The sequence below is a fragment of the Paenibacillus xylanilyticus genome (assembly GCF_013359935.1).
GTDB classification, from domain to species: domain Bacteria; phylum Bacillota; class Bacilli; order Paenibacillales; family Paenibacillaceae; genus Paenibacillus; species Paenibacillus xylanilyticus.
The window spans coordinates 104,068-128,827 of the sequence record NZ_JABMCB010000187.1 but is presented as its reverse complement, the minus strand read 5'-3'; the positions used below and the strand labels follow the sequence as shown (position 1 = coordinate 128,827).

The following is a 24,760-nucleotide window of genomic DNA, read 5'->3' as shown; positions in this document are numbered from 1 at the left end:
CACACTTCCCCCCTAACGGCAAGCCTTTTATGATTTAATAATCATCCCCATTAATCCCACAAAGGTTGCCGCTTGATATGGGGAAATGATACAGCCATTCAAATCTTCCATGTTCAAAACCAAAGAATCAAAGTGGCAATTGCTAAGATCCATGTCTTTCATTTTGGTCCCCATCATGGAAGCTTGATCTATTTTACAGTTGTCCATAACGATCTTCTGCATTGCAAGATAGGCAAAGTCAGATCGAATGAATGAAGATTCGGCAAAAGCGACGTGTTTAAGATGAGCAAACCTGAAATTGGAGTAATCTCCCACACATTCAATAAATCGAACATTTTGCATTCGGCTGTTGGAGAAATCAGTACCAACCATTTTGCAATTTTTCCATGCGACGCGGTGCATAAAAGCATCTGGTAATTGGACATTGGAGAAGTCACAATTTTCAAAAATCACATCCGTAAATTCGAAATTATCCAATGTCGAATCGGAGATGATCACATTTCTAAAAATGACATTCTCAAAGGAAGCTTTGGCTGCTTCCTGGTGATCGAGCGACATATTTTCGATGAGTTGATTCCGGTATTCAACTTTGGATTCCAATACCTCAATGGTTCCGGATGTCATCCATTGTTCCTGCATTTTGGGATTGTCAATTTTCATGGTTCACCCCCGTCTCCTTCATAGCTACGACCCGCAACCGGCTTGTATCCAGAAACCATTGTCCTTCAGTCATAAGATGCGGCTGTACCTTTTTCTCGACCGCATCTATGATGACTTCTTGCTCTGCAGGTGTGACGTCCCGGAAGAAATAATCTGCAAAACTGCTCACCCATTTCCTAACACCTGGCTTGAGCGGTTTACGCTGATCGAAATGTTCGGCCATGGTGACACGGAAGCCGTTTTGCTCGAGCAGTTGGGCGTATTCCCCAAGGGTAGGGTGATACCACGGATTTCGCCCTTCCCATCCATATCCACGCGCAACCAATTCCTCCTGAATTGCCGTTGTCAGTACAGCAACATTGCCTTTTCCCGCAAATTCAGCCACAAATCGTCCGCCCTCTTTCAGGGCTAAGTATATCGTATGAACCACAGCAGGTGCGTCCAGTATCCAATGTAAAGCAGCATGTGAGAAGACTGCATCAAACGGATCATTTGTCCGATAATGACATGCATTCTCCACTTGAATGTTCAGATCGGGGTATTTCTTCTTCGCCTGACTGATCATTTCCTCTGACAGGTCGATGCCTGTTGGCAGAGCTCCTGCAGCTGCAATTCGGGCTGTTAAATCTCCATTGCCACATCCCACATCAAGAATTCGTTCTCCAGGAGAGGGCTGCAGCAAGGAAATAAGGGCTGCTCCCTTCTTCACTGGAGAATCTGGCGTATGACCGCTCAGCTCTTGTCTTGTCGATTCTTTAATACTCATAAATAATATACCCACTCTCAATTAAAGATCTAATGTATCCATGATAACTTCAATTCACCAGAAATGTCAATCCAATCTGTGAGCATAAAAAAAAAGGCTAACCAGCAGTTTCTGGCTAACCTGATCGTTACAATGCCTTCTTCCATGGCTTTCTTTTTTTGCGCACGCGATGCGAATCGCACTTTATTTAAACACGCTGTCCGGAACATAATACACTTTCTGTGTGTTCTTCTTGTTTACCGGATCCGAAACAATGGTAAAATACACGTTACCATTTTTGGTCTGTACACCTTCAATTTCCCGTTTCCCTACATTGGTAATATTCACAAGCGTTTTGTACGTTCCCGAGTTCGATATCAGTGCAATTTTCGGTGTATCACCATCCGCACCTCCCGAAGTGTAGATCTCCGTTTTGTCTAACAGATCCGCACCCTGAAATGAATCATTCGGTCTGATGATATTGTCACCGGACTGCGTAAAACTCGCAACACAGGCACCAACTGCTGCAGCACTATCCAGTCGTACCTGCTTATTGCTATCCAGCAACTTGTTCAATTTCACTGTATCATAAATCGACCAAGTGACTGTTTTCTCCTTCGTTTGTACCCGGAATACGGTATATTTGCTGTTGCCACCGCCATCAACGCGGTACGTTTCACCCAGCCTTGAACCATTTTTATTGGCATAATTCATGTATGTGAATCGGTTCAGATCGGTGTAATCTACTGTTTTACCGGCAGCGTACTTCAGCCTCGCTACCTGCAGTGACCAATAATAAGTAGTTGAAGAGTCTGCTTTGGAACTGAAATAAAAATAGTTATCACCATTGTAAGTATACATATCGAGTGTTTGACAGTGGCCTGTATTCGTAATGGTCATTTCATCAACATAAGCAGCATCATTGCCGTTAATCAGCAATCTGGACAGATAGCATGTACCTTTGGAGCGCTGAGTCACATAGAGGTACTTATCCGCAATATATGCTTTTTGAACAGCTACATTGTGATTAAGCCCTTTCAGATTATAGGCCAGTTTAGCCGTAGTATTTACGGTTTTCCCAGGATTTGATGCGAAGACCGGAATGACAGACATGCCAAATACAACCAAGGCGAGCATTAGAGATGTGTACATCTTCAATGTTCTTCTGATCAGACTGGATGTTCTCACTTGAGACATAATGATACCTCCATCACATTGATCTTTTTTTGCATCGAATTTAGCGTCAAGGACTACTTCCATTCTAACTACATTTCGAAATTGGATAAAAGTGCCATTAGATGTGTTTTAATAACCACCCTGATGTACCTATAAAATAGGGCCATGATTCCATCCGGGATGAATTCATGGCACCTTTTTCGAATATAAGGTTCAATGCTCAATTGTAGTGAATAGTGAAATACATCTGCTTATAAACGCCTCATCATTCTGAAGCACCCGACTTCTCCCCAATGTGCATTGATTTACGTTTCACATACAAAGTAAACAGGAGAAGGGCAATCAAAACAGACACCGCACTGACACTAAAAAGAACGCTGTAGCTCGTGTATTCGGATACCAAACCCAGTAAAATTGCACCCAAACCGATCCCCAAATCCGTAGCGGTCGAGAAAAAGGCATTGGCCGCACCTTGACGATCCTTCGGTGCCATGCGAAGTGTTATAGCTTGAAGAGCAGGCTGTGCAGAACCAAAGCCAATGCCGTATAGAACGGCAGAACTCAGTAATCCGAATAAACTGGTCGAAAAACTTAAGACAATCAGGGCCAAAATAGTCATGATAAGGGCTGGCACAATAACAGCCACCTCCCCGGTTCGGTCAGAGAGTTTTCCTGCAATGGGACGAGAAAGAGCAAGCGTTGCTGCGTAAACCAGAAAAAAAGTGCCGGAATTTACTTGTATTTCCGCCGCAAATAGTGGAACAAAAGTGGTAATCCCGCCATATGCAACAAACAAAAAGAAAATGGGTGCCATGACAGGCAGGACGGATTTTTCGAAAATTTGAATTTTCTTCTGACCTGTAATCGGCTTGAACGGCATTTTAGCACCCAGCGTCAGCAGCAATGCAACAACAGATAGTGCAGCGGCAAACTGGAACATGCTCTGATAAGAGTCAACTTGCATGATACCCAATCCAATCATCGGACCAATTGCCATGGCAAAGGTCATGGAGGTGCTGAACCAGCCCATCCCTTCCCCTCGGCGCTTGGCTGGAATCATGTCCGTGATGGCGGTCATCATGGCAGTCGTGGACATGGCCCAGCTCATCCCATGCAGAATCCGTAGTCCCATCAGTACCAGAATGCCGCCAACCCAGTTATACATATACATCGATGCAATAAAAACAAGCAGCCCTCCGATCATAAATGGACGTCTGCCGAACCGATCCAGCAATCCTCCGACAAAGGGCCGGAATGCAACAGAAGACAACATCAAGGCGCCCATCGCCAGCCCCACTTGCCGTTCATTGCCACCCATCTCTTTAATGAAGAGCGGAAGAGTCGGATATAGCATATAAAACGAAGTGAATAAAAAAAGCAACCCCACTGTCATCAAAATAAATGACTTGGTCCATAAACGTTCCAACGATACATTCCTCCTCATCAGTACGACTTTAACAGGTTCCTCTATTCTAACCAGGATTCATAAAGCTCATCTTCGATTTATAGAACTGAAGAATGGGTTTGTCTAGTAAAAAAGTCGCCACCAAGGCGACTTCATGAATAGATAAGTTTACATGCTAGCTGAGATTTCCGGTCACCGGATGAGGCACATACGCTTCTTCCAGGAAACTGATTTCTTCCGCAGTGAGTTTCACTGAAAGCGCGGATACAGCATCTTCGAGATGATGAATCTTGGTTGCACCAATGATCGGTGCGGTTACTGCTTCTTTTTGCAGCAGCCATGCCAGAGCAACCTGAGCTCGTGGAATATCGCGTTTCCCAGCCACTTCCGCTACTCTCTCCACTACCTGACGATCGGCTTCCACCATTGTACTTTCATAGAACGCTTTTCCGACAGGATCAATCTCCGAACGGGCAGTCTGTTCATTCCAATCCCGTGTAAGGCGTCCTTTGGCCAGGGGGCTCCATGGAATAACACCAACACCTTCATCAAGACATAATGGCAGCATTTCACGTTCTTCTTCGCGATATAACAAGTTCAGATGATTTTGCATGGAGACGAATTTCGTCCATCCATGCCGTTCGGCTGTATGCTGGGCTTTCATGAACTGCCAGGCATACATGGAGGAAGCCCCAATGTATCTGACTTTTCCAGCCTTCACCACATCATGAAGGGCCTCCATTGTTTCTTCAATAGGCGTTGTATGATCCCATCGATGAATCTGATACAGATCCACGTAATCTGTTCCCAAACGCATAAGACTGTTATCGATTTCGTTCATAATCGCTTTTCTCGACAACCCTGCACCATTGGGTCCATCATTCATCCGGAAAAACAATTTGGTCGCCAGAACAATCTCATCCCGGCGGGCAAAATCCTTCAAGGCACGTCCTACGATTTCTTCACTGGTTCCATCTGAATAGATGTTCGCCGTATCAAAGAAATTAATACCCGCCTCAACTGCTTTTTGAATAAATGGGCGACTCTGCTCTTCGTTCAGTGACCACGGAGCCATCCCCCGTTCCGGTACACCGTAACTCATACAGCCAAGGCACAATCTCGAAACGTCCAGACCGGTACGTCCCAATTTGACATATTCCATAATTCTCACTCCTTTATTGTTTGTCGCAATTAACCCAAAATCACTAGTCGATTCATTCCCAAAAGGTTCAAAGCCCTGTTCTTTTCTCCAGTTCTTCCGTGTATCGCGCGCCCATCAAAGTAATCTTCGAGGCTGCGTCATTTATGTTCTTTACATCTTCAGGCGTGAGTATAATGTCTGCCGAGTTCAGATTTTCTTCCAATCTGCTTCGTTTGCGCGTGCCCGGAATCGGTACGATCCAAGGTTTCTGTGCAAGTAACCACGCAAGCGCAATTTGGGCCGGACTGGCCTTTAACGCCTCCGCCTTCTCTTTCAATAGATCAATCAGCACTTGATTCGCCTCCAATGCTTCAGGCGTAAACCGGGGCAGAATGTTTCGCAAGTCCCCTTGATCAAATGTCGTTTTTGAGTTGAAACTCCCCGTGAGATAACCTTTGCCCAGCGGGCTAAATGGAACAAAACCAATGCCAAGTTCCTCAAGCGCAGGAATCAGCTCTTCTTCGGGACGTCTCCACCACAGGGAATATTCACTCTGCACTGCAGCGAGAGGCTGAACTGCATGAGCACGACGGATCGTATTCACTCCAGCCTCGGACAGTCCCCAGTGCTTCACCTTTCCTTCCCGAATCAGATCCTGAACAGCCCCCGCCACTTCCTCAATGGGCACATCCGGATCGACCCGGTGCTGATAGTACAGATCAATGGCTTCGACCTGCAGACGCTGCAGTGACTCCTCCGCCACCTTGCGAATATGTTCGGGACGGCTATTCATTCCGCTCTGTTTGCCGCCCTGTATATCGAAGCCAAATTTGGTTGCGATGATGACTTGATCCCGCACGGATTTCAGCGCTTCGCCCACAAGTTCTTCATTAATATAGGGTCCGTATACCTCAGCAGTATCGAAGAAGGTTACACCTCGCTCGACAGCTTCCCGGATCACAGAGATCATCTCACTTTTGTCAGAAGCTGGGCCATACCCGTAGCTCATGCCCATACAACCAAGCCCTATCGCCGAAACTTCCAACCTGCTATTTCCCAATGTCCGTTTTTGCATCATGCATCTTCCTTTCCCATATAATAATACTTTTAGCCAACATTCCAGGCATTTCACTGAACACACTCTCACTTGTTTAATTCTGTGAGCTTAGTCTTATTATGCTCAAGCATGTGCACCAAGCGGTATATCAATTGTCTTAAATGATTGCCTAATCCTATCACAGGCTCTTTTGATTTCAAATAATAGGCCTTATAATGAAACTAGGTTAAACCCGTAAGGAGGATTCAAATGACCGAGGATCTATCTCATCAGAGCCGAGAATTAAGCGAGTTGGTTGAGCGTCATTCCATTCGCAGCGGTGGGGTGGAGACACCAATCCCTTCCCTGTTTTTCTTTCATCACACAAGGACTTCCGAACCGGCATATCGGGTTTATAAGCCTTCATTTTGCGTTATCGTTCAAGGTTTAAAAGAAGTATTGCTCGCCCAGGAGCGCTTCGAATATGGCCCTTCCAATTATCTGATCGCTTCCATGAATCTTCCGGTGATTGGGCAAATTATCAAGGCATCCCCTGATGCCCCTTACCTAAGTCTCAAGCTTGAGTTCACACCGAATCAAATTCTTGAAGTGTTAAACGAATGCAACATACAAGTAACTTCCAAAGAAAACGCCAGACGCGCCTTATTCGTCGGAGAGATGGAATCAACCATACAGGATGCCCTACTTCGGCTGCTTCGCTTACTGGACACACCGGGGGAAATTCCTTTTCTCGCCCCTTTGTACACGAAGGAAATTTTGTTCCGTCTTCTCCAAGGACCTTACGGAGGTGAACTGGCACAGATTGCTGTGGAGGGAAGCAGTACGTATCGAATCAGGGAAGCCATTGAGTATATCGTTCGTCACTGGGAACAGCCATTTCGGATCGAAGATCTGGCAGAGACAGCCAGCATGAGCGTATCCTCGTTCCATCGGCACTTCAAGGAGATTACGGCCATGAGCCCATTACAATTCCAGAAACAATTAAGATTACAGGAAGCCCGGCGGCTTCTGATGGCTGAGTCTGCCGATGCTGCCGATGTAGCTTTCCGGGTAGGATACGAAAGTGCTTCCCAGTTCAGCCGTGAATATGCGCGCATGTTCGGTGCACCTCCGAGAAGTGATATTAAACGGTTGAAGGAAAAATACGATCTTATCTTGAGTGAGTAGCTCCTAAGCGCAGCAATAAAGCAAACCAAAAAGGACGACCAGTGGTCGTCCTTTCTCAGTATCACGTAACTAATCATCATTCATTTCTATGCTTAAACCAATGCTTCAGCGAGTAGCGGGGCCTTACTTGTTTCACGCAATAATTGGGCGATGTCCCGAGTCAATGCATCCACATTCTCCCGCCGAGTTGCCCAGCTTGTACAAAAGCGAACTGCACTGTGGGTATCGTCAACCTTTTCCCAAAAGGAGAACGTATACTGACTCCGCAATTGTTCAAGAAGATGGTCAGGCAAAATCGGAAATTGCTGGTTCGTTGGTGATTCGTACAGGAATCGGATGTTCTGCTCTTCGAGTGAATCATGAATTCTCATCGCCATATCAATCGCATGACGGGAAATCTCCAAATACAATCCATCCTCAAACAGCGTTTCGAATTGAATGCCCAGCAATCTGCCTTTGGCGAGCAAACCACCTTTTTGTTTGATCATATAACGGAAATCGGGCTTCAGTGCTTCATTCAGGATGACTACGGCCTCCCCCATCAAAGCCCCAATTTTGGTGCCACCAATATAGAACACGTCACACAGACGGGCAAGATCAGCAAGAGTCATATCACAATTTTTGGACGCAAGTGCATATCCCAGGCGTGCTCCATCAACGAAAAATGGGAGACCGCATTCCCGGCTTGTTTCGAATAATGCCTGCAGTTCCGCCTTGCTATACATCGTACCGTTCTCTGTTGGCTGAGATATGTAAACCATGCCAGGCTGTACGCAGTGTTCCGGAGATGACTCACTCATATGTGACTGATAGACTGCCTTCACTTGGTCAGGTGTGATTTTCCCGTCTTCGCTGGAAACAGTGAGCACTTTATGGCCGGTTGCTTCAATCGCTCCCGTCTCATGAACGGCGATATGGCCCGAGGTTGCTGCAATAACACCTTGATAAGGACGCAATATGGACGCAATCACTGTGGTGTTCGTTTGTGTGCCACCGACCAGGAAGTGCACATCTGCCTGCTCATTATCACACGCCTGACGAATAAGAGCTCTCGCCCGATCGCAGTGTGGATCTGTGCCATATCCGCTCGTTTGTTCCATATTGGTCTCTAACAGTCTTTGCAAAATACGCTCATGCGCACCTTCGTTATAATCACATTCGAATCGTATCATCGTGTTGTCTCTCCTGCTCTCTTATTCAACTTCTCTTGTATGTTCATCATCGAGGCATAGACCTCTCTGATCTCTTCCTCGTCCAGATTCTGCATTAACTTCAGGATCTGCTGGTCAGACCGATCATTTAATTCGGCGTAAAGTTCCTTGCCCTTCTCCGTTAGTCGAATTAAACTGACCCGACTGTCTGCTTCCGAATTCACTTTGACCAGCAGGCCTTCCTTGGACAGCTTGTTCACGATTCGGCTCATGTAACTGCGATCAATGGTCAGCGTATCCACCAGATTGTTCGCAATACTTTCTCCACGAATCCCAATTTCAATAATGACCCTTACTTCGGCAAACGAATAGCCTGTACCAAGGATATGCTTATCCAGTACACCAAGGATATTGGTATAAAAACGGTTGAAACGCCGCATATCATCCAAAATATCGGAATTTATGTGCTGAGAGTCGATATCAAACCCTCCCTTTTAGTGGACATTGTCAACAATATAATAATTAGATTAGTGGACGATGTCAACAAAATGATTCTAAACAATAAGAAAACCAAATACCTGCGCATATAAAAAACCGCGCATGATGCGCGGCTCTGTTTATACAATCTTATGAATGGCTGTATTGTACCTGATGAAGTCGGCTGTATATTCCTCCAGCTGCGACCAGTTCATCATGGTTCCCCTGCTCGGCAATGCCGTCAGCGTTCACGACCATAATCCGGTCCGCATTCTTGATGGTTGTCAGACGGTGTGCAATGACCAGCGTCGTTCTTCCCACAGAAAGTTCTGCAAGAGATTTCTGGATTAACGCTTCGGTTTCAGTATCCAAAGCGGATGTAGCTTCGTCCAAAATCAGGATCGGTGGATTCTTCAGGAACATGCGGGCTATGGACAAACGCTGCTTCTGCCCTCCCGAGAGCTTAACCCCTCGTTCACCGATAACCGTATCGATGCCGTCCGGCAAAGTAAGAAGCAATTCTTCCAGCGATGCGCGGCGGGCAGCATCCCAGATTTGCTCATCCGTTGCCGTCAGATCACCATAGGCAATATTCTCCTTGATTGTGCCTGAGAACAGGAATACATCTTGTTGAACAATACCGATATGCTTGCGAAGGGATTGCAGCTGGACATTTCGAATATCGACACCGTCCACCGTGATCCGCCCCTCTTCCACTTCGTAGAACCTTGGAAGCAGGCTGCATATGGTGGTCTTACCTGCACCGGATGGACCAACAAAAGCTACCGTTTCTCCAGGTTTAATGGATAAACTGATGTTCTTCAAAATTCGGCGGTTGGGCTCATAACCAAACGACACATTTTCGAAGCGAATATCCCCCCGAACGTGATTTAACGCAACAGCATTTTTGTCATCCGCGATTTCGGGCTCCGTATCAATAATCTCCAGATAGCGCTTGAAACCGGCGATTCCTTTCGGATAACTTTCAATTACAGCATTGATTTTCTCAATCGGGCGGAAGAAGATGTTGGACAGCAGCAGGAATGCCATGAAATCACCCATATCAATTTTGCCGTCAATAAAAAACCATGCACCACTGATCATCACAAATACCGTAACCAATCTCATCATCATATAACTGACAGATATGCTCTTGGCCATCGTTTTATAGGCAAGCAGCTTGGTTTGACGAAAGTTCTCATTGTCAACGGAAAACAGTTTTTTCTCATGTTCTTCATTGGCAAACGATTGAACCACACGAATTCCGCCTACGTTATCTTCGATCCGGGAATTGAAATTACCCACATTACCGAAGAGACGACGATAGGTTTTGGTCATGCGTCCACCAAAAACGATAATGACCCAGGCCATAATCGGGATAATGACAAATGTAATCAGAGCAAGTTCCAAATTAATGTTTGCCATAAGCCAGAATGATCCGATCAAGGTCATAACCGCGATGAAAACATCCTCAGGTCCATGGTGAGCAACCTCTCCGATATCGTTTAGATCATTGGTCAGGTGACCAATCAGATGGCCCGTTTTGCGGTTGTCAAAAAAGCGGAATGACAACTTCTGCAAGTGAGCGAACATCTTCTCACGCATGTTGGTCTCAATGTTAATACCGAGCATATGTCCCCAATATGTAACGACATAATTCAAGGCTGTATTAAGCGCATAGATCGATAGCAGTACAATACAGGCCAGGATAATGAGCGGCCAATCCTGACCTGGCAATAACTCATTAATAAATTTACTTACAGCTAGAGGAAAGGCCAGTTCCAGCAAACCTGCGATGACCGCACAACCAAAATCAATGACAAACAATTTCTTGTAAGGCCGATAATACGAAAAGAAACGACGAATCATTCTTATTCACTCTCCACATACTGATTAGGGCTTCCCTCTTCATTTTGCAGTTCGAAGAGATGAATATATTCATCGATCACCTGGTCAATGGCTTTCAGTTCACCACTGATCATCGGACGAATATGCTCATATTCCTCTTGACCGAGTTGTCTGGCCAAAGTCGTTCTTCGATTCTGCATTTGTTCCAAAAAGACTAAAATTCTTCCACGTCGAAACGTTTGTGCCCCATTACCCCGTTTTCCGTTATGCTCTCCATGCCCTCTCCCACGTCTTGAACGTTCACTTTGTTGCTCATCTTCCCCGCGGCCACGTCTGGATCGCTCTCCATGGCGATCAGGTTGTTCGTTCATATTTATATGTCTTTCTCTCATTTGTGAAACACCTCCATTTCCGTATACATATGTATACAATTTGTTCATGTATACGATTGTATACACAGAGGTTTTTTCTGTCAACCCATATTTTTCCATTTTATTCTGAACAGGAGAAGAGCAGATTGACACTAAAAAAAAACAACTTCAATCGCCGCCTTAGCCCCGGTGCTAACACAGCGATAGAAAAACCGTCCCACAGGACGGCTTTTGATATTCATTGATACACATCTCTGAATCACGAGTAGACTTTTACAGAATAGCTACTTCGCTTCGTTCATGAATGCTCTAACATCTTCAGCGATTTCTTTAAATAACGTATGGTGTAAGTAATGCTCGCCATCCATAGTTATTACTTTCCCATGTAAAGAATCTTTAATCTGTCCTTCGTGCAGTGGTATCCATTCTTTTACACCTTCATTATTCGCTTGAACAAGGAGAAGAAGTGGAAGGTCTTTAGAGAAGGTTAAACCTTGAGCTGCCTTGAAATTGGAAGAGATATGCTCCATCTCATTCAACATCGTGGAACTATTCGAGTTTTATTCGACAGCATTTTCATCTGCTCTACGGTGTGCTCATCAAATGGGAGTCCAGCATAAGGGTCCTCGCCAAATTTGACCACCAATCTTTGAAGACCTGATTTTTTAAGGAAATTGAACATTTTTACAGGTAATTTAGCATCCATACCCGGTTGTGTTGGAACACTGCTATCAATTCCGACGAATGCAGTTACTTCATTCGGATACTTGTTCACATAATCAAGGCCGTAAATGCCTGCAATGGAGTGGCCCATGAGGATGTATTGGTTAATATTAAGCTGCTGCAGAGCTTCATGTACTTCACTTACGATATTCTCTGTGGTTCGTTCTTTTTCCGTTGCATCACTTAAGCCATAACCGAAAGGCTCCACTGCTACCACTTTGTAATATGGAGATAGCTCGTCGATGAGCAGCTTAAAATCAAGCGCTGGTGAAGCTGTTCCATAACCTGGAAGAAGCACAATCGTTTCCTTGCCTTCTCCCTGAAAGAACACATTCATATTTTTCCCGTCTACGGATACATGCTGACCATAGGGCTCTATCTTTTTCGCCTCTGAATTTGTACTGATCACATTCGTGATATAGACAATACCTAGAAATAGAACAATGGCGATTACGATTGCTCCCAGTATTTTTAGTATCCTGTTTCGTATTTTCTTGGCCCTCGATCCATTCTTTGCTTTCTTTTCCTCTGGTTGTGTCACTCTCATCTTCTCCAATCCTGAACTGTTGTTCGGATTTTCTTCTTTGATGCTAATGAAATCTTAACTCCTGAAAATGTACTGCCCGTGACGTCAATATGAACTCAATATGAACCAGCACGAAAATGTTGCGGCATGACGGGTACGGCAGCTTGTACATGAAGGAATTATTGGATTCTTCCCATAAAATTCATGAATTTTTCAGCGATTTCTTTGGAATGGGAACGATATAAATAATGATTGGCTTCAAGCAGCACCATTTCTCCATGTACGGAGTCCTTTATGAGCTTCTCATGCTCAGGAATCCACTGATCCGTTCCCGGATGATTCGCCTGAACAAAGAACAGGACTGGCAGATTTGGCGGAAAAGTTTGCTTTTCAGCTGTTTTAAAGTTGGAATACATGCTCTCGGCCTCATTTAATTGAGTGGTATTATACATGTTTTTGCGTATCAGAATGTTCAATTGTTCTTTCGTTTGTTCATCATAAGGTAATTCATCATAAGGGTCGGCACTCAGTTTCAATTGAACACGGGCAAAACCTAAGTCACGGAACCATTTAATCGGTTGTGTATCTGACGAATCAATCTTTTGTTCACTCAGCGAGGGCACACTGCTATCCAGTCCGACAAATGCACGTACTTCGTTTGCATATTTGTTCACATAATCAAGGCTATAGATCCCCGAAATGGAATGACCCATCAGGATATAGCGATCAATATGTAGGCTCTGTAACGCTTCATGAATTTCACTGACGATATTTGCCGTACTGCGTTCCTTTTCGGTCTGATCGCTCAATCCGTAACCAAAAGGCTCTACGACGACGACCTTATAATATGGGGATAACTCTGAAATAAGCGGTTTAAAATCAAGTGCTGGCGATGCCGTTCCAAAGCCGGGTAAAATCACGATGGTTTCATCGCCCTTTCCTTGAATGGTGACATTCATCTGTTTCCCATCTACAGACACATGCTGACCATAAGGCTCCAATCTCTTCTTCTCCGAATGACTGCTGATTTTGTTAACGGTGTACACTGCGGCAACAAAAAGTAGGAAGGCTACAACAATTGCACCTAATACTTTAAGCAAAATATTTAATACTTTCTTCCACTTGGTTCCATTCCATTTTTTCTTCTCTCTTTTTTGTTTCACACACATCTGCTCCTGTCCTTATCTGGTTCATGGCATAACAAGCCGTAAATGCAAGCCTAACCAACCAAGATGTCCTCACCATGACGACAATATGAACAGAGTATGAACTAACAAAAAAACCACGTTTCACATACAAGAAAGCTTGCATGTGAAACGTGGCATGTAAATACGGTTTAGATAACTGGCGTGCATTTTATACACCCACCTTATTCTGTAAAGCCTAACTATTCCGTTGGTGGAGTGATTGGCAGCGTGACAATAAAGGTTGTGCCTTGATCAGGCTCACTTTCCACCCGGATGTCCCCTTGATGAAGCGATATAATCTGCTTCACGATGGCGAGTCCCATTCCGCTACCGTCATATTTGCGACTGTGGGAACGATCTGCCTTGAAAAACCGTTCGAATATGCGTTTCTGATCTTCCAGAGGGATACCAATGCCACTATCGGAAATTCGGACGATCACATTTTTGACATCCTGCTCCAGGCTGACACGAATTACCCCCTCATCCCTGGAAAATTTGATGCCATTGCTGAGAATATTCGTCCACACCTGATTCAACTGGTCGTGATCCGCCACAACTTTAACAGCCTGGAGATCAAGCTCAAAGTGAATGCTGCGTGCAGACCATTGTGGCTGGAGAGTTACAATGACGCGCCTGATCTGTTCATCCAGGCTGAGTGTGCTAAGTCGAGGTTGCTGAGACTGTGATTCAAGCATGCTCAACTTGAGCAAATTATCACTCATTTTGGACATCCGCTTCGCCTCGGCGATAATAATCTCAAGATATTTGCTTCTTTCGTGCTCTGAGAGATTTACTTGCTTCAGTGCTTGAGCATAACCGGATATTGAAGTAAGCGGAGATTGAACCTCGTGCGATACATTCGTTACAAATTCCCTGCGCATCTGCTCCAACTGCTGCAGATCCTGCATCATTTCTTCGAAGCTGCGTGCCAGCGTCCCCAGTTCTCCGGTTTGCTTGATATTCAGCTTGACGTTGAAATCTCCGGCAGCGATCCGCTTCGTCGCTCTTGTCAGTTTTTTGATTGGTCTAACCAAATATATGGATGCTACCAGAATGATAAGACTTCCTGCAATCAATGAACAGGTTGCAAAGATCGAAGCAAATTTGACGACAAAGGAGGACGAGGGTGGAGCGAGCGTCTCCAGAAACATGGCTTTCGTTCCCATTTCCGTTTTCACTGGCAAACCTAGAAGAACGGATGCAATACCGTTCGGATTGTCCTGAACAACACCTCCGTCTAACACTTTCTTAAGCCGCTCCTCCGTCACCGGGGCCAATTTATGTCCGTTAAGCTTTCCATACGACTGGAAGTGACCCGCTGCATCGTACATTCGAATATAATAGGAATCCAGCTGCTTCATCTTACTAACGAATGACTCTGCTTCGCGTAAGGGAAGGGTTTTGTAAATCTGCACAACATCTTGTCCAAAGTTACGTAAATTGATTTGAGCGTTCTCGTTCAACTTGTCCTCAAATATCCAGATAGACATAAAAAAAGAAATGACCGTACCTGCGATGACGGAGACCAAAAATGTCAGAACTACACGTATGTATAGCGACCTGATCATTCATATACCTCAAGGCGGTATCCAAGCCCGCGCACTGTCTCAATTCGAAATTCAGACGTCGTCGCGAATCGCTCACGCAGGCGTTTAATATGTACGTCTACTGTTCGATCATCACCAGTGTAATCAATGCCCCAGATCTGATCGATCAATTGCTCTCGTGTATAGACTTGTCCGGGTGTTCCCGCAAGCTTATACAGCAATTCAAATTCTTTCAGGGGTAACGTAAGCGACTCCGTTCCTCTCATCACCTTATACGTTTGTCGATCCAGGGTGACGTTACCAAAATGAATCGTCTGCGTGGAGCCGATTTTGTATCGTTTCAGTAATGCACGAACACGAGCTGTGAGCTCCAACGGATCAAACGGTTTAGTCAGATAATCATCGGTCCCCAGTTCGAATCCCTTCACCTTCTCCCAGGTCTCACCTCTCGCCGTCAGCATGAGCAACGGAAGATCAGGATTGGCTCTTCGCAGCTCCTTGCATAACGTCCAGCCATCCATGACAGGCATCATGATATCAAGCACGACAAGATCAATAGGTGTTGAGCTGTAAACGGTCAGAGCCTCCTTGCCATTCGCGGCTTCAGCCGTTTCAAATCCGTCATTTCTCAAAAATAAACAGACGAGTTCACGAATATTCGGATCGTCGTCAGCAACCAGTATTGTAGGCATTTGTGTCCTCTTTTCCTGTCTTCCATCTTAAGTAGTCGTTAACCATTATTTCCCTATTGGATTCGTAAAAAGCAAACTTCTTCTCGTATATAATACGTTCTTTATACAGGAACGAGTTAAAATTTGAACATGCTGCGTAAAATGTCCTGCATCCCGGCTTTGGAATTCTCAAACTGTTTTACACGGTGGCCGTTGGCACCTGACGGATGAGGGAAGCCCCACAATATTCTTTCTTCTTTTATTCGACCTTCATCAAGCAATTGACGAAGCACAGCCTCAACAGACTTACCTAATGGAATGATGAGGGGATGATTTAACTGATTCACTTCAGGCAGAAACGACCCAAGCACGGCATGATACAGAAATGTATTTTCTCGAATGGATGGTAAGTGTCCATTATAATTCTGTTGATCCACAAAGATTGGAAATCGGATCAGGGAAGTGGTGTGCAAAATTGGACATTCAGGTTCAAATAACCTTTGTACATGAGGAACGCTTAAATAGTGATGCAGCCCTATTTCCTGCAGCATATGAACCAAGTTGGCTCGCATTGTTCCGGCCATTCTTGCTGCAAATTTTGCTTCTTTACAGGCATGTTCAAAGGATTGCTGATCCTTTAACGCTTTGATCGCCGTTCGAAAAGCAATCTCCATCTGCTGCCAGCCCGGTGTGATGCCGACGAGCATGACTTCTGCGGAAGGTTTGATATATTCATTGTGCGGAGAGTAGAACATCTCAACTTTTCCAGAAGAATTTAGTTTCAATTCGTTAATTAGCAGCTCTGCTTTGGAATACTTTTGTTTTTCCGGGAACGAATTCATGACTGTAATGAAATGCTTTTGGCGAGTCGAAGGTATCAGCAGTTTGTTTCCCTCCTTCCAGCATCTTAACCTCTATTTACGCGGCTTTTATACAGAGCATATTGGTAGCTGTACGGTAAACGCTGCACCTTCTCCTGGTTCACTGGATACCGAGACAGAACCATCGTGCATCTCAACTATTTTTTGCACAATGGACAACCCCAGTCCACTCCCGCCTGCAGTACGTGTACGGGATTGATCTGCTTTGTAGAACCTTTCAAATATCCGAGGTTGATCCTGAGGTGCGATACCAGGACCTGTATCTGTGATGCGCACATTGACCTCGTCTTCACTTTGTGTAAGGAAAATATCAATTTTCCCGCCTTTGGGTGTAAACTTGATTGCATTATGGATCAGGTTAATCCACACCTGAATCATCAAGTCCTTATCTGCAACGATTTCGACTTCTTCCAGTTCCACGTTCATCTCTATTTTTTTGTCATCCCATTGGGGCTCACAGGAGAGTACAAGAGTAACCAGTTGTCGATCCAATCGATAGGATGTTTGCTGAGAGGCATGCTCGGATGAGTCCAGAACAGCGAGCTTCATCAAATTATCACTGAGTCTGGACAAACGAACACACTCCGTTTCAATAATCGTCAAATATTGGTCGCGTTTCTCCTGATCCATCGTTGTATCCTTCAGCGCTCTGGCGAATCCGCTGATCGACGTTAGTGGTGATCCGATCTCATGTGACACGTTAGAAATGAACTCCTGGCGGAGTTCTTCCATCACTTTGAGATTCGCGGCCATGTCATTGATACCCTCTACCAGTTGGGCAAACGGGTGATCATGTCCCTGTCTGCCTTTTCGTTTGGCGAGGGTCGAATCCAGATTTACGCGAAAGTCGCCCCGGGAGATTCTTTTCAAAGCCTCAATCAACTCGTTAAAGAATTCGTATTCTCTGCCTTTAACCAATGGACCAATGATTGTGATGCATAAGCCAAATAGAATGAATCCGAGCATGGCATTGATGAGAAAAGCAATCAATTCATGCGGTTGCCACGCGATATGGGAATACGCGCTCCTCGTAATATAGAACGCCCCAGTCCAGCATATAAATAGGGCCAGTGATACCAGGATTACATTTTTGGCAATATGAAGAATTCCAGGCTCCGGCTTCATTGCCTAACCTCCAGTCGGTAGCCCAAACCTCGCATGGTGCGGATGATGAAGGTGTGATCCTCTTCGGGGAAACGCTCGCGAAGACGTTTAATATGCACGTCAATCGTTCTTTCGTCACCTTCATAATCATAACCCCAGATCTTTTCAATTAACTGATCACGCGTAAATGTCTTTCCAGGATAACTGGCAAGGGTGAACAGAAGTTCAAATTCTTTGCGTGGCAGCACAATATCCTGATCGCCCTTCCTGCACTCAAATGTATCACGACGCAGAACGAGATCGCCCAGAAATACGGCTTGTGAAGTCATAATCCGGTATCGTTTCAACAATGCCTTTACCCGAGCGACAAGCACCAAAGGGTCAAAAGGCTTCACCAGATAATCATCCGTCCCGAGCGTAAAACCTTTTATGATCTGCGAAGTATCTCCTTTTGCCGTTAACATCAGAAGTGGCAAGTCGGTCTGTTTACGCAGTTCACGACACAGCTCCCATCCATCCATGCCCGGCATCATAATATCGAGAACGACCAGGCCGACATTATGGTCAGCGAGTAATCGCAATGCATCCAGTCCGTCAACAGCCTCGATTACGTGCAAACCTTCCTGCTGTAAAAAATGTCCTACCAGCTCTCGGATATGCGGGTCGTCATCAACGACCAATATGCTTGTCAATGTGACCACCTCCTTCAGGCAACCTTGCCTTATACTCCACATTCTGTCAAGAAGGAGACCTTATACCATGAAGGCATAACGTCTCTTTCCTGACAAGCTACGCGTTTTAAGCAAAATTTGATGATTTCCAATTATGTTCTGCGCATATATGCCCGTACTGTCAATGGTGCAAAAATGGCTACAATAACCGCAGCTCCGGCAAGACTGCTCACCAGATCTGTGCCCATTGTCCCTTGATTCGCCAATTCCCGTACAGCTGAAACCAAATGGGATATCGGATTGACATTGACTACCCACTGAAGCCAATTCGGCATCGTATCTACCGGAACGAAAGCATTCGAAGCAAAGGTGAGTGGAAACAGGACGAGCATGGAAATCCCTTGTACACTGGACGCTGTGCGAGCAATCACACCAAGAAAAGCAAATATCCAACTGATAGCCCATGAACAAGCGATGACGAGCAGCCCGGCCAGCGCGACATGTCCCAATCCACCTGCAGGGCTATATCCCAATAAATAGCCTATCGCAAAGGTTAGTACCGTTGCAATGGTATATCGGATCGTGTCTGCCAGCAATGCTCCGGCCAGAGGCGCAATACGTGCTATAGGCAATGATTTGAATCGGTCGAATACCCCTTTATCCATATCCTCACGCAACTGCACACCAGTAACGACTGAGCTTGTAATTACCGTCTGCACAAGTATACCCGGAATAATGACCAACAAATAAGCTTGAATGTTTCCCGAGACCGCACCACCAAAAATGTACGTAAACATCAATGTGAAAATGATCGGCTGTAGGGTAACATCGAATAATTGCTCTGGTGTTCGTCGAACCTTTAAGATCCCACGGTAAGCCATCGTTAAGGAATTCCGGACGGTTTGCCCAAAGCTTGTGTATTTTCTCAGCTTACGACTTGGGTTTTGTTTCGCTATTGTACTGTTCATACTTGCAACTCCTCCACTGCTTGTGATTCTTGAGACGTATCAGATGTATTGCCACTCGCATCTTGGCCCGTAATGGTAAGAAACACTTCATCAAGTGTAGGTTTCTGGACACTCATCTCAGCCAGATCAATGCCTGCGGAACGGAAAGCTATCAACAGATCTGCTGTAATATTCGCATTCGCCATCGGTGCAGTAATCTTCCCTGCTTCCGCTGATACGCTGGATTCTGTTCGAAGGATCTGCTCCACAATCTGCCGGGCTGTTTCAATGCGCAAGGGTTCCTGAATTCGCAAATGGAGTGAAGCCGTTCCCAGCGAAGCTTTCAAATGATCCACAGTACCTTCCGCAACCACACGTCCATGATCGATGACAGCAACGCGGTCGGCCAGTTGATCTGCCTCATCCAGATACTGGGTAGTTAACAATACGGTTGAACCCGATCTTACCAGTTGCCGAATCGTGTTCCACATCTGCACACGGGTGCGGGGATCCAAACCTGTCGTTGGTTCATCCAGAAAGATCAGCGGCGGCTGGGCAATAAGACTGGCTGCCAGATCCAGACGACGGCGCATCCCTCCCGAAAAGCTCTTCAACGGTCGTTTAGCGGCTTCTATCAAACCGAACTCCTCCAGCAGCTCTGCCGTTTTGCGTTTGGCTTCCGTTCTTCCAAGTCCCAGTAAGCGCGAGAAAATCATCAGGTTTTCGTTGGCACTAAGCGACTCGTCAACCGAAGCATATTGTCCGGTCAGCCCGATAAGCTGGCGAACCATATGAGACTCTTTCACTACATCGTGCCCGAATATCCGGGCTGAACCCTCATCGGGACGCAGCAGGGTAGCCAGCATGCTGATCGTTGTCGTTTTGCCTGCACCATTCGGACCGAGCACGCCGTAGATCGTACCTGCCCCGACTTTCAAATTCACGCCATCCACTGCACGATGATTCCCGAACGTTTTGACAAGTTCTTCCGCTTCAATTGCCCATTCCCCTTGATTCGTATTTATGGTACTTTGGTGTGTATTTATCAATTGTTGTTCCTCCCATATCGTTTATAGGAGAAGAATATCGTACATTTATGAACTGAATATGAATGACATTAGAGTTACAAATCCAGCGAAACAAGAAAACCCCGCCAAGGTCTAATATAGACCGGCAGGGTTAAATCTGAACAATCATATTCTAGTTGGCGGGTTTAATATCAAAAAAGTCCAGTTCTCCGTAACCTTCGCCTTTGGAAAAGCGAATCTTGTTCACGCCTGCCTTCAGTTGAATCTTGGCGGTAGACAGCCCCCAGTTCTCCCATCCTTTGTTGGTCATATGAAAAGGATTGGCCGTTCCTCCATTTACACTCAGCAGCAGATTCGACCAATTGCCCCCAGCTGTGCCGTTCGCGGTTCGTGCCAGCAAAATGTAGGTACCCGCGGATGCTGCATTCACATCGAATTCAACATAGCTGTCCACGGTATCCATATGTCCGGCCTTCATCCCTCCAGATCCGGCAGGACTCTGCGAGGCGTAAGCTATACCTCCGAATGTTCCCTCTTCCCCTTCATATCGAACATGCTGCGCTTCTCCAGAAGGCAGTGCAATAGGAACATTAGGATCCGCCGGTACGCCCAGATTCGGTGTATTGTCCGCATTCCAGGTGAATTTTTGCATTCGAATCTCTCGATTCCAACCCGCATTATTGTATTTCGCTGTATGATATATCATCCAATCCTCGGTTCCATCTGGAGACTTGGTAAACGACTGATGACCTGGGCCATATAGACCGTTTCCTAACTGGAATATCGGCTGACTGCGCTTGGTCCAGGATGCCGGGTTCAGCAAATTGCTCGACGTACTCGCCGTAATAAGTCCAAGTGAGTAATCATTGGTCCAGCTTCCGCTGGCCGAGTACACAAGGCTGATCACACCGTTTCGAATGATCACTTGTGGACCTTCATTGACGTTGGGGGAGTGATTGGTCTCCCATGCATAGGTTGGCCGCGCAATCTCTACCCGATTCGAATCAATGGTCCACGGATTGCTCATATGAGCAATGTACAGATTCTGCCTTACATTCGTATCTCCTTCCCAGCCCGACCAGATGAAGTAGAGCTGTCCGTTCACCTGTAATACCGTCCCGTCGATAGCCCACTTATTGGTGGGGTCCGTGATCTGTCCTTTATACTGCCAGGTTCCCTCGGTCGGGTCAGCCGACGTATTTTCCATCACGTACATGCGATGATTGACGTTGTCCCCGTCGTCCTTGGCGTAATAGATATACCAGGCACCATTGATGTAATGCAGCTCCGGAGCCCAAATTCCGCAGCAGCCCGTGTTCACCACAGTTGTCGGTGCCGCATCAATGGTCGTCAGCTGAGCAGATTTCCATATGGTCACGTTGCCACCGGTTGTTTTGGTAAAATAGTAGAATCCATCCGTATGCTTATACACCCAGGGGTCTGCACCATCCTGCATGACCACATTATAGAAATTGTTCTGAACCGTAGCTGCATGTGAAGTCTGACCCATCGGAAGAATAAGGAGTGCACATAAGGCAAGCAGCAATTTGCTTCTGTAATTCATCTTCATTATCACTCACCGACCTTTCTTCAATCTTCTATTGCAGCCTTCCGCGAATTGATACGGCGAATGATCTCCGAGTCGAACTTGGCACGTCTGTCATAGGTGTACAGCCCGTTCACTTCCTGTTCCACGTCATACAATTGGGTATAACAAAATCCGAACATCATTGGATGGTCAAGCAATACATTGGTCAATCCCTCATATCGGGCAATAAACGCATCTTCGGATGTCGGCCTGTCGCCGTAACCCCACGCTTTGTCATCTTTTTGATCCGGGTTCCACCATATTCCTCCATATTCACTGATGAAATAGGGCTGCCCAGCGTACGTTTGTCTATCCGGAAACGTATTGTACACTTCCCCGCCGCTTTTCATCGGTTCATATCTGGCCCGGAACGTTTCGGGATTCTGATCATAATCATGCAGATCGAAAATATCGGTCACGACATGAAAGTTACCGCTGGTGTCAATGACCGGACGTGTCGGATCCATACGTTTCGTCATTTCATAGACGATGCGCAGAACATCATTATCCTGCTTGGCCCCGTCCCGATCCCACGTTTCATTAAACGGGCACCAGCCGATAAGCGCAGGGTGATTGAAGTCGCGTTCCATACCCTCAATCCATTCCGGCAGAAACCGGGCTAGACTCTCGGTTGTCGTGATATCCAGTCCCCAGTTGGCATGTTCACCCCACACCAGATATCCAAGCCGGTCAGCCCAGTACAGAAAGCGCGGCTCGAATATTTTTTCATGCAGTCTTGCCCCGTTAAAACCCAGTGCCATGGAGATTTCGATATCTTTGCGCAGATCGTCATCGCTGGGAGCGGTATAGATGCCTTCTGGATAAAAGCCCTGATCCAATACAAGCCGTTGAAAAACGGACTTTCCATTGATCCGGAACGCCATGCCATCCAATTTGACGGTACGCAGTCCAAAATACGATGTAACTTGATCTATTGCCTGATCCTGTTTATGCAGTTTCAACTCCAGATCATATAACTTGGCAAGGCCCGGCTCCCATAAATGGATCTCGGATAACGGAATCATAAGATTAACGGAAGGCCCATGAATGAACGCAGCAGCTTCTCCAACTTCCTTCCCTTCATATCGTGCAATCGCGGTCAATTTCTCTCCAGCGGTATTTCCACCAAGCCTGATCTCCAGATGAGCACACCGATTGTCCGGATCGGCTACCACCTTCATTTCGGACAGGTAGACTTGAGGCACCCGCTCCAGCCATACCGTCTGCCATATGCCTGTAGTACGGGTGTAATCACAGCCATGGGAGTGATATCTTTCGCTTTGTTTTCCACGAGGCTGCCGTCCCGAACGCGGGTCGTCTTCCGCGCATACGGCAACTACATTCGTACCTGCCGATACATAGTCTGTAATATCAAAATGAAACGACGTATATCCCCCCCGATGTCTGCCAACCGAGGTTCCGTTAATCCAGATCTCGGCTTCATAATCAACAGCGCCAAAATGAAGCAGAATCCGATCATTTTCCCAAGCCTTTGGAACTTGAAACTCCCGTTTATACCAAACAGCAGCCATAAAATCGGTATATTGCACACCTGACAGCTTGCTCTCCGGACAGAATGGCACAGTAATTGTTCCGGTAAGCTGGTGTCCGGATTGATCATACCCGCGTTCTCTTCCACTTTGGCCGTGATCAATCTCGAATTGCCAGGAACCATTCAGATTGATCCACTCTTCGCGCACAAATTGCGGTCTCGGATATTCCGGACGGGGTGCAGCCATTTCATTCTTTGCATTCATGATAGAATCTCTCCTTTTAACCTTTTATTGAACCGACATAAACGCCTTTTACAAAATACTTTTGCAAGAAAGGATAAACCATCAGGATCGGAATGGTGGAAACGACAATGGTACAGTATTTGACCAACTCACGATAAGCCGTCGAACTGCCCGCACTGTCAATCACGACACCACCTGCACTGCCCATCGTTGTTGCGCTCGAGTCGTTGGCCACCAGGATCTCTTTCATCAGAAGCTGGAGCGGGAATTTGTCCCGATCCTGCAAAAGAACCATGGCGTTAAACCAGGAGTTCCAGTTGCCAACGAGATAATACAGGAAAATAACAGCCAGGGTCGCTTTCGATAGCGGCAGGATGACATACATCAATATGCGTGCCTGACTGGCTCCATCGATTGTCGCTGCCTCTTCCAGTTCGAGTGGAATGGCCTGAAATCCCGTCCGCAAAATGATGATGTTCCATGTACTCAATGCCGTAGGCAAAATCATGGCCCACAGATTGTTGAACAATCCGATATCCTTCATTAACAGGAACCAGGGTATAAGTCCTCCACCGAAAAACATCGTGATGGTAATGACGATCATAATGGCATTTTTAAAATATAAATCACGTCTGGACAGTACAAAGGCCCCCATGATCGTCATAAGCATGTTAACCAGCGTACCTAGTCCCACGTAAATCAGTGTATTGCGATACCCGATCAATAGACTGTTATCTTTAAAAATCAGCTTGTATCCATCCAAAGTGAAGCCCAGCGGTCTAAGCAATAGCCCTTTGTGTGCCACGAGCTGGGCCGGATCGCTGAACGATGCAAACACTATATGCAAAATGGGATAGAGACAGGCCATCGTCAGCAAGGATAACAGCGTATAATTTACGATGTCGAAAACCCGGTTTCCCCACGTTTTGTGAACAATCATTTTTGATTCATCT

22 protein-coding genes and 1 pseudogene are annotated in these 24,760 nt (G+C 45.9%); 1 reads left to right on the top strand and 22 read right to left on the bottom strand.

All coding sequences use genetic code 11. From position 1 onward, the window contains the following. Window positions 1–27: 27 nt before the first annotated feature. The 6 genes from HP552_RS16470 to HP552_RS16445 form a co-directional block, all read right to left on the bottom strand. Entirely contained in the window at window positions 28–660 is a 633-nt protein-coding gene (locus tag HP552_RS16470; protein WP_175396513.1) for a pentapeptide repeat-containing protein, read from the bottom strand. Then, window positions 650–1,426 (bottom strand): class I SAM-dependent methyltransferase, encoded by a 777-nt coding sequence (locus HP552_RS16465; protein WP_175396512.1) that lies wholly within the window; start codon window positions 1,424–1,426, stop codon window positions 650–652. The genes HP552_RS16470 and HP552_RS16465 overlap by 11 nt, the downstream gene beginning before the upstream one ends. A gap of 183 nt (window positions 1,427–1,609) precedes the next feature. Further along, window positions 1,610–2,602: a helveticin J family class III bacteriocin gene (locus tag HP552_RS16460; protein WP_175396511.1), complete on the bottom strand. Its 993-nt coding sequence runs from the start codon at window positions 2,600–2,602 to the stop codon at window positions 1,610–1,612. Between the two features lie 244 nt (window positions 2,603–2,846). Further along, entirely contained in the window at window positions 2,847–4,007 is a 1,161-nt protein-coding gene (locus HP552_RS16455) for an MFS transporter (protein ID WP_175396510.1), read from the bottom strand. A 154-nt stretch (window positions 4,008–4,161) separates the two neighbouring features. Beyond that, on the bottom strand, window positions 4,162–5,148 hold the full coding sequence (locus tag HP552_RS16450; protein WP_175396509.1) for an aldo/keto reductase: 987 nt from the start codon (window positions 5,146–5,148) through the stop codon (window positions 4,162–4,164). Window positions 5,149–5,215: 67 nt separating this feature from the next. After that, a complete protein-coding gene (locus HP552_RS16445; RefSeq protein WP_175396598.1) occupies window positions 5,216–6,202 on the bottom strand; it encodes an aldo/keto reductase in 987 nt (328 codons plus the stop codon). Between the two features lie 231 nt (window positions 6,203–6,433). On the opposite strand from HP552_RS16445, the gene HP552_RS16440 reads away from it, so the two are divergent. Then, window positions 6,434–7,351, top strand: a complete 918-nt coding sequence (locus tag HP552_RS16440; protein ID WP_175396508.1) for an AraC family transcriptional regulator — start codon at window positions 6,434–6,436, stop codon at window positions 7,349–7,351. Between the two features lie 92 nt (window positions 7,352–7,443). Here the strand turns inward: HP552_RS16440 and HP552_RS16435 are convergent, their stop codons facing one another. The 16 genes and pseudogenes from HP552_RS16435 to HP552_RS16360 all read right to left on the bottom strand — a co-directional run bounded on the left by HP552_RS16435 (window position 7,444) and on the right by HP552_RS16360 (window position 24,747). Further along, window positions 7,444–8,523 (bottom strand): threonine aldolase family protein, encoded by a 1,080-nt coding sequence (locus tag HP552_RS16435; RefSeq protein WP_175396507.1) that lies wholly within the window; start codon window positions 8,521–8,523, stop codon window positions 7,444–7,446. Beyond that, on the bottom strand, window positions 8,520–8,942 hold the full coding sequence (locus HP552_RS16430; protein ID WP_175396506.1) for a MarR family winged helix-turn-helix transcriptional regulator: 423 nt from the start codon (window positions 8,940–8,942) through the stop codon (window positions 8,520–8,522). The genes HP552_RS16435 and HP552_RS16430 overlap by 4 nt, the downstream gene beginning before the upstream one ends. Window positions 8,943–9,129: 187 nt before the next feature. Continuing rightward, window positions 9,130–10,848, bottom strand: a complete 1,719-nt coding sequence (locus HP552_RS16425; RefSeq protein ID WP_175396505.1) for an ABC transporter ATP-binding protein — start codon at window positions 10,846–10,848, stop codon at window positions 9,130–9,132. A 2-nt stretch (window positions 10,849–10,850) separates the two neighbouring features. Further along, a complete protein-coding gene (locus HP552_RS16420; protein WP_175396504.1) occupies window positions 10,851–11,219 on the bottom strand; it encodes a hypothetical protein in 369 nt (122 codons plus the stop codon). A gap of 263 nt (window positions 11,220–11,482) precedes the next feature. Next, window positions 11,483–12,462: pseudogene (locus tag HP552_RS16415) on the bottom strand (alpha/beta hydrolase). Window positions 12,463–12,626: 164 nt separating this feature from the next. Continuing rightward, entirely contained in the window at window positions 12,627–13,616 is a 990-nt protein-coding gene (locus HP552_RS16410; RefSeq protein WP_175396503.1) for an alpha/beta hydrolase, read from the bottom strand. A gap of 218 nt (window positions 13,617–13,834) precedes the next feature. Beyond that, a complete protein-coding gene (locus HP552_RS16405) occupies window positions 13,835–15,202 on the bottom strand; it encodes a sensor histidine kinase (RefSeq protein WP_175396502.1) in 1,368 nt (455 codons plus the stop codon). Then, window positions 15,199–15,873, bottom strand: coding sequence for a response regulator transcription factor (locus HP552_RS16400; RefSeq protein WP_175396501.1), 675 nt, complete (start codon window positions 15,871–15,873; stop codon window positions 15,199–15,201). Before HP552_RS16400 ends, HP552_RS16405 begins: the two co-directional genes overlap by 4 nt. Window positions 15,874–15,989: 116 nt before the next feature. Continuing rightward, window positions 15,990–16,694 (bottom strand): hypothetical protein, encoded by a 705-nt coding sequence (locus HP552_RS16395; protein ID WP_246310920.1) that lies wholly within the window; start codon window positions 16,692–16,694, stop codon window positions 15,990–15,992. Window positions 16,695–16,781: 87 nt separating this feature from the next. Beyond that, on the bottom strand, window positions 16,782–17,858 hold the full coding sequence (locus HP552_RS16390; RefSeq protein WP_175396500.1) for a sensor histidine kinase: 1,077 nt from the start codon (window positions 17,856–17,858) through the stop codon (window positions 16,782–16,784). Then, entirely contained in the window at window positions 17,855–18,529 is a 675-nt protein-coding gene (locus tag HP552_RS16385; protein WP_175396499.1) for a response regulator transcription factor, read from the bottom strand. The genes HP552_RS16390 and HP552_RS16385 overlap by 4 nt, the downstream gene beginning before the upstream one ends. Window positions 18,530–18,660: 131 nt before the next feature. Then, window positions 18,661–19,476, bottom strand: coding sequence for an ABC transporter permease (locus HP552_RS16380; protein WP_175396498.1), 816 nt, complete (start codon window positions 19,474–19,476; stop codon window positions 18,661–18,663). Then, entirely contained in the window at window positions 19,473–20,501 is a 1,029-nt protein-coding gene (locus HP552_RS16375; protein ID WP_175396596.1) for an ATP-binding cassette domain-containing protein, read from the bottom strand. Before HP552_RS16375 ends, HP552_RS16380 begins: the two co-directional genes overlap by 4 nt. A 154-nt stretch (window positions 20,502–20,655) precedes the next feature. Continuing rightward, window positions 20,656–22,053, bottom strand: coding sequence for a family 43 glycosylhydrolase (locus HP552_RS16370; RefSeq protein WP_175396497.1), 1,398 nt, complete (start codon window positions 22,051–22,053; stop codon window positions 20,656–20,658). A gap of 20 nt (window positions 22,054–22,073) precedes the next feature. Next, on the bottom strand, window positions 22,074–23,828 hold the full coding sequence (locus tag HP552_RS16365; RefSeq protein WP_246310919.1) for a glycoside hydrolase family 2 protein: 1,755 nt from the start codon (window positions 23,826–23,828) through the stop codon (window positions 22,074–22,076). Between the two features lie 16 nt (window positions 23,829–23,844). After that, window positions 23,845–24,747, bottom strand: a complete 903-nt coding sequence (locus HP552_RS16360; RefSeq protein WP_175396496.1) for a carbohydrate ABC transporter permease — start codon at window positions 24,745–24,747, stop codon at window positions 23,845–23,847. Window positions 24,748–24,760: the final 13 nt, after the last annotated feature.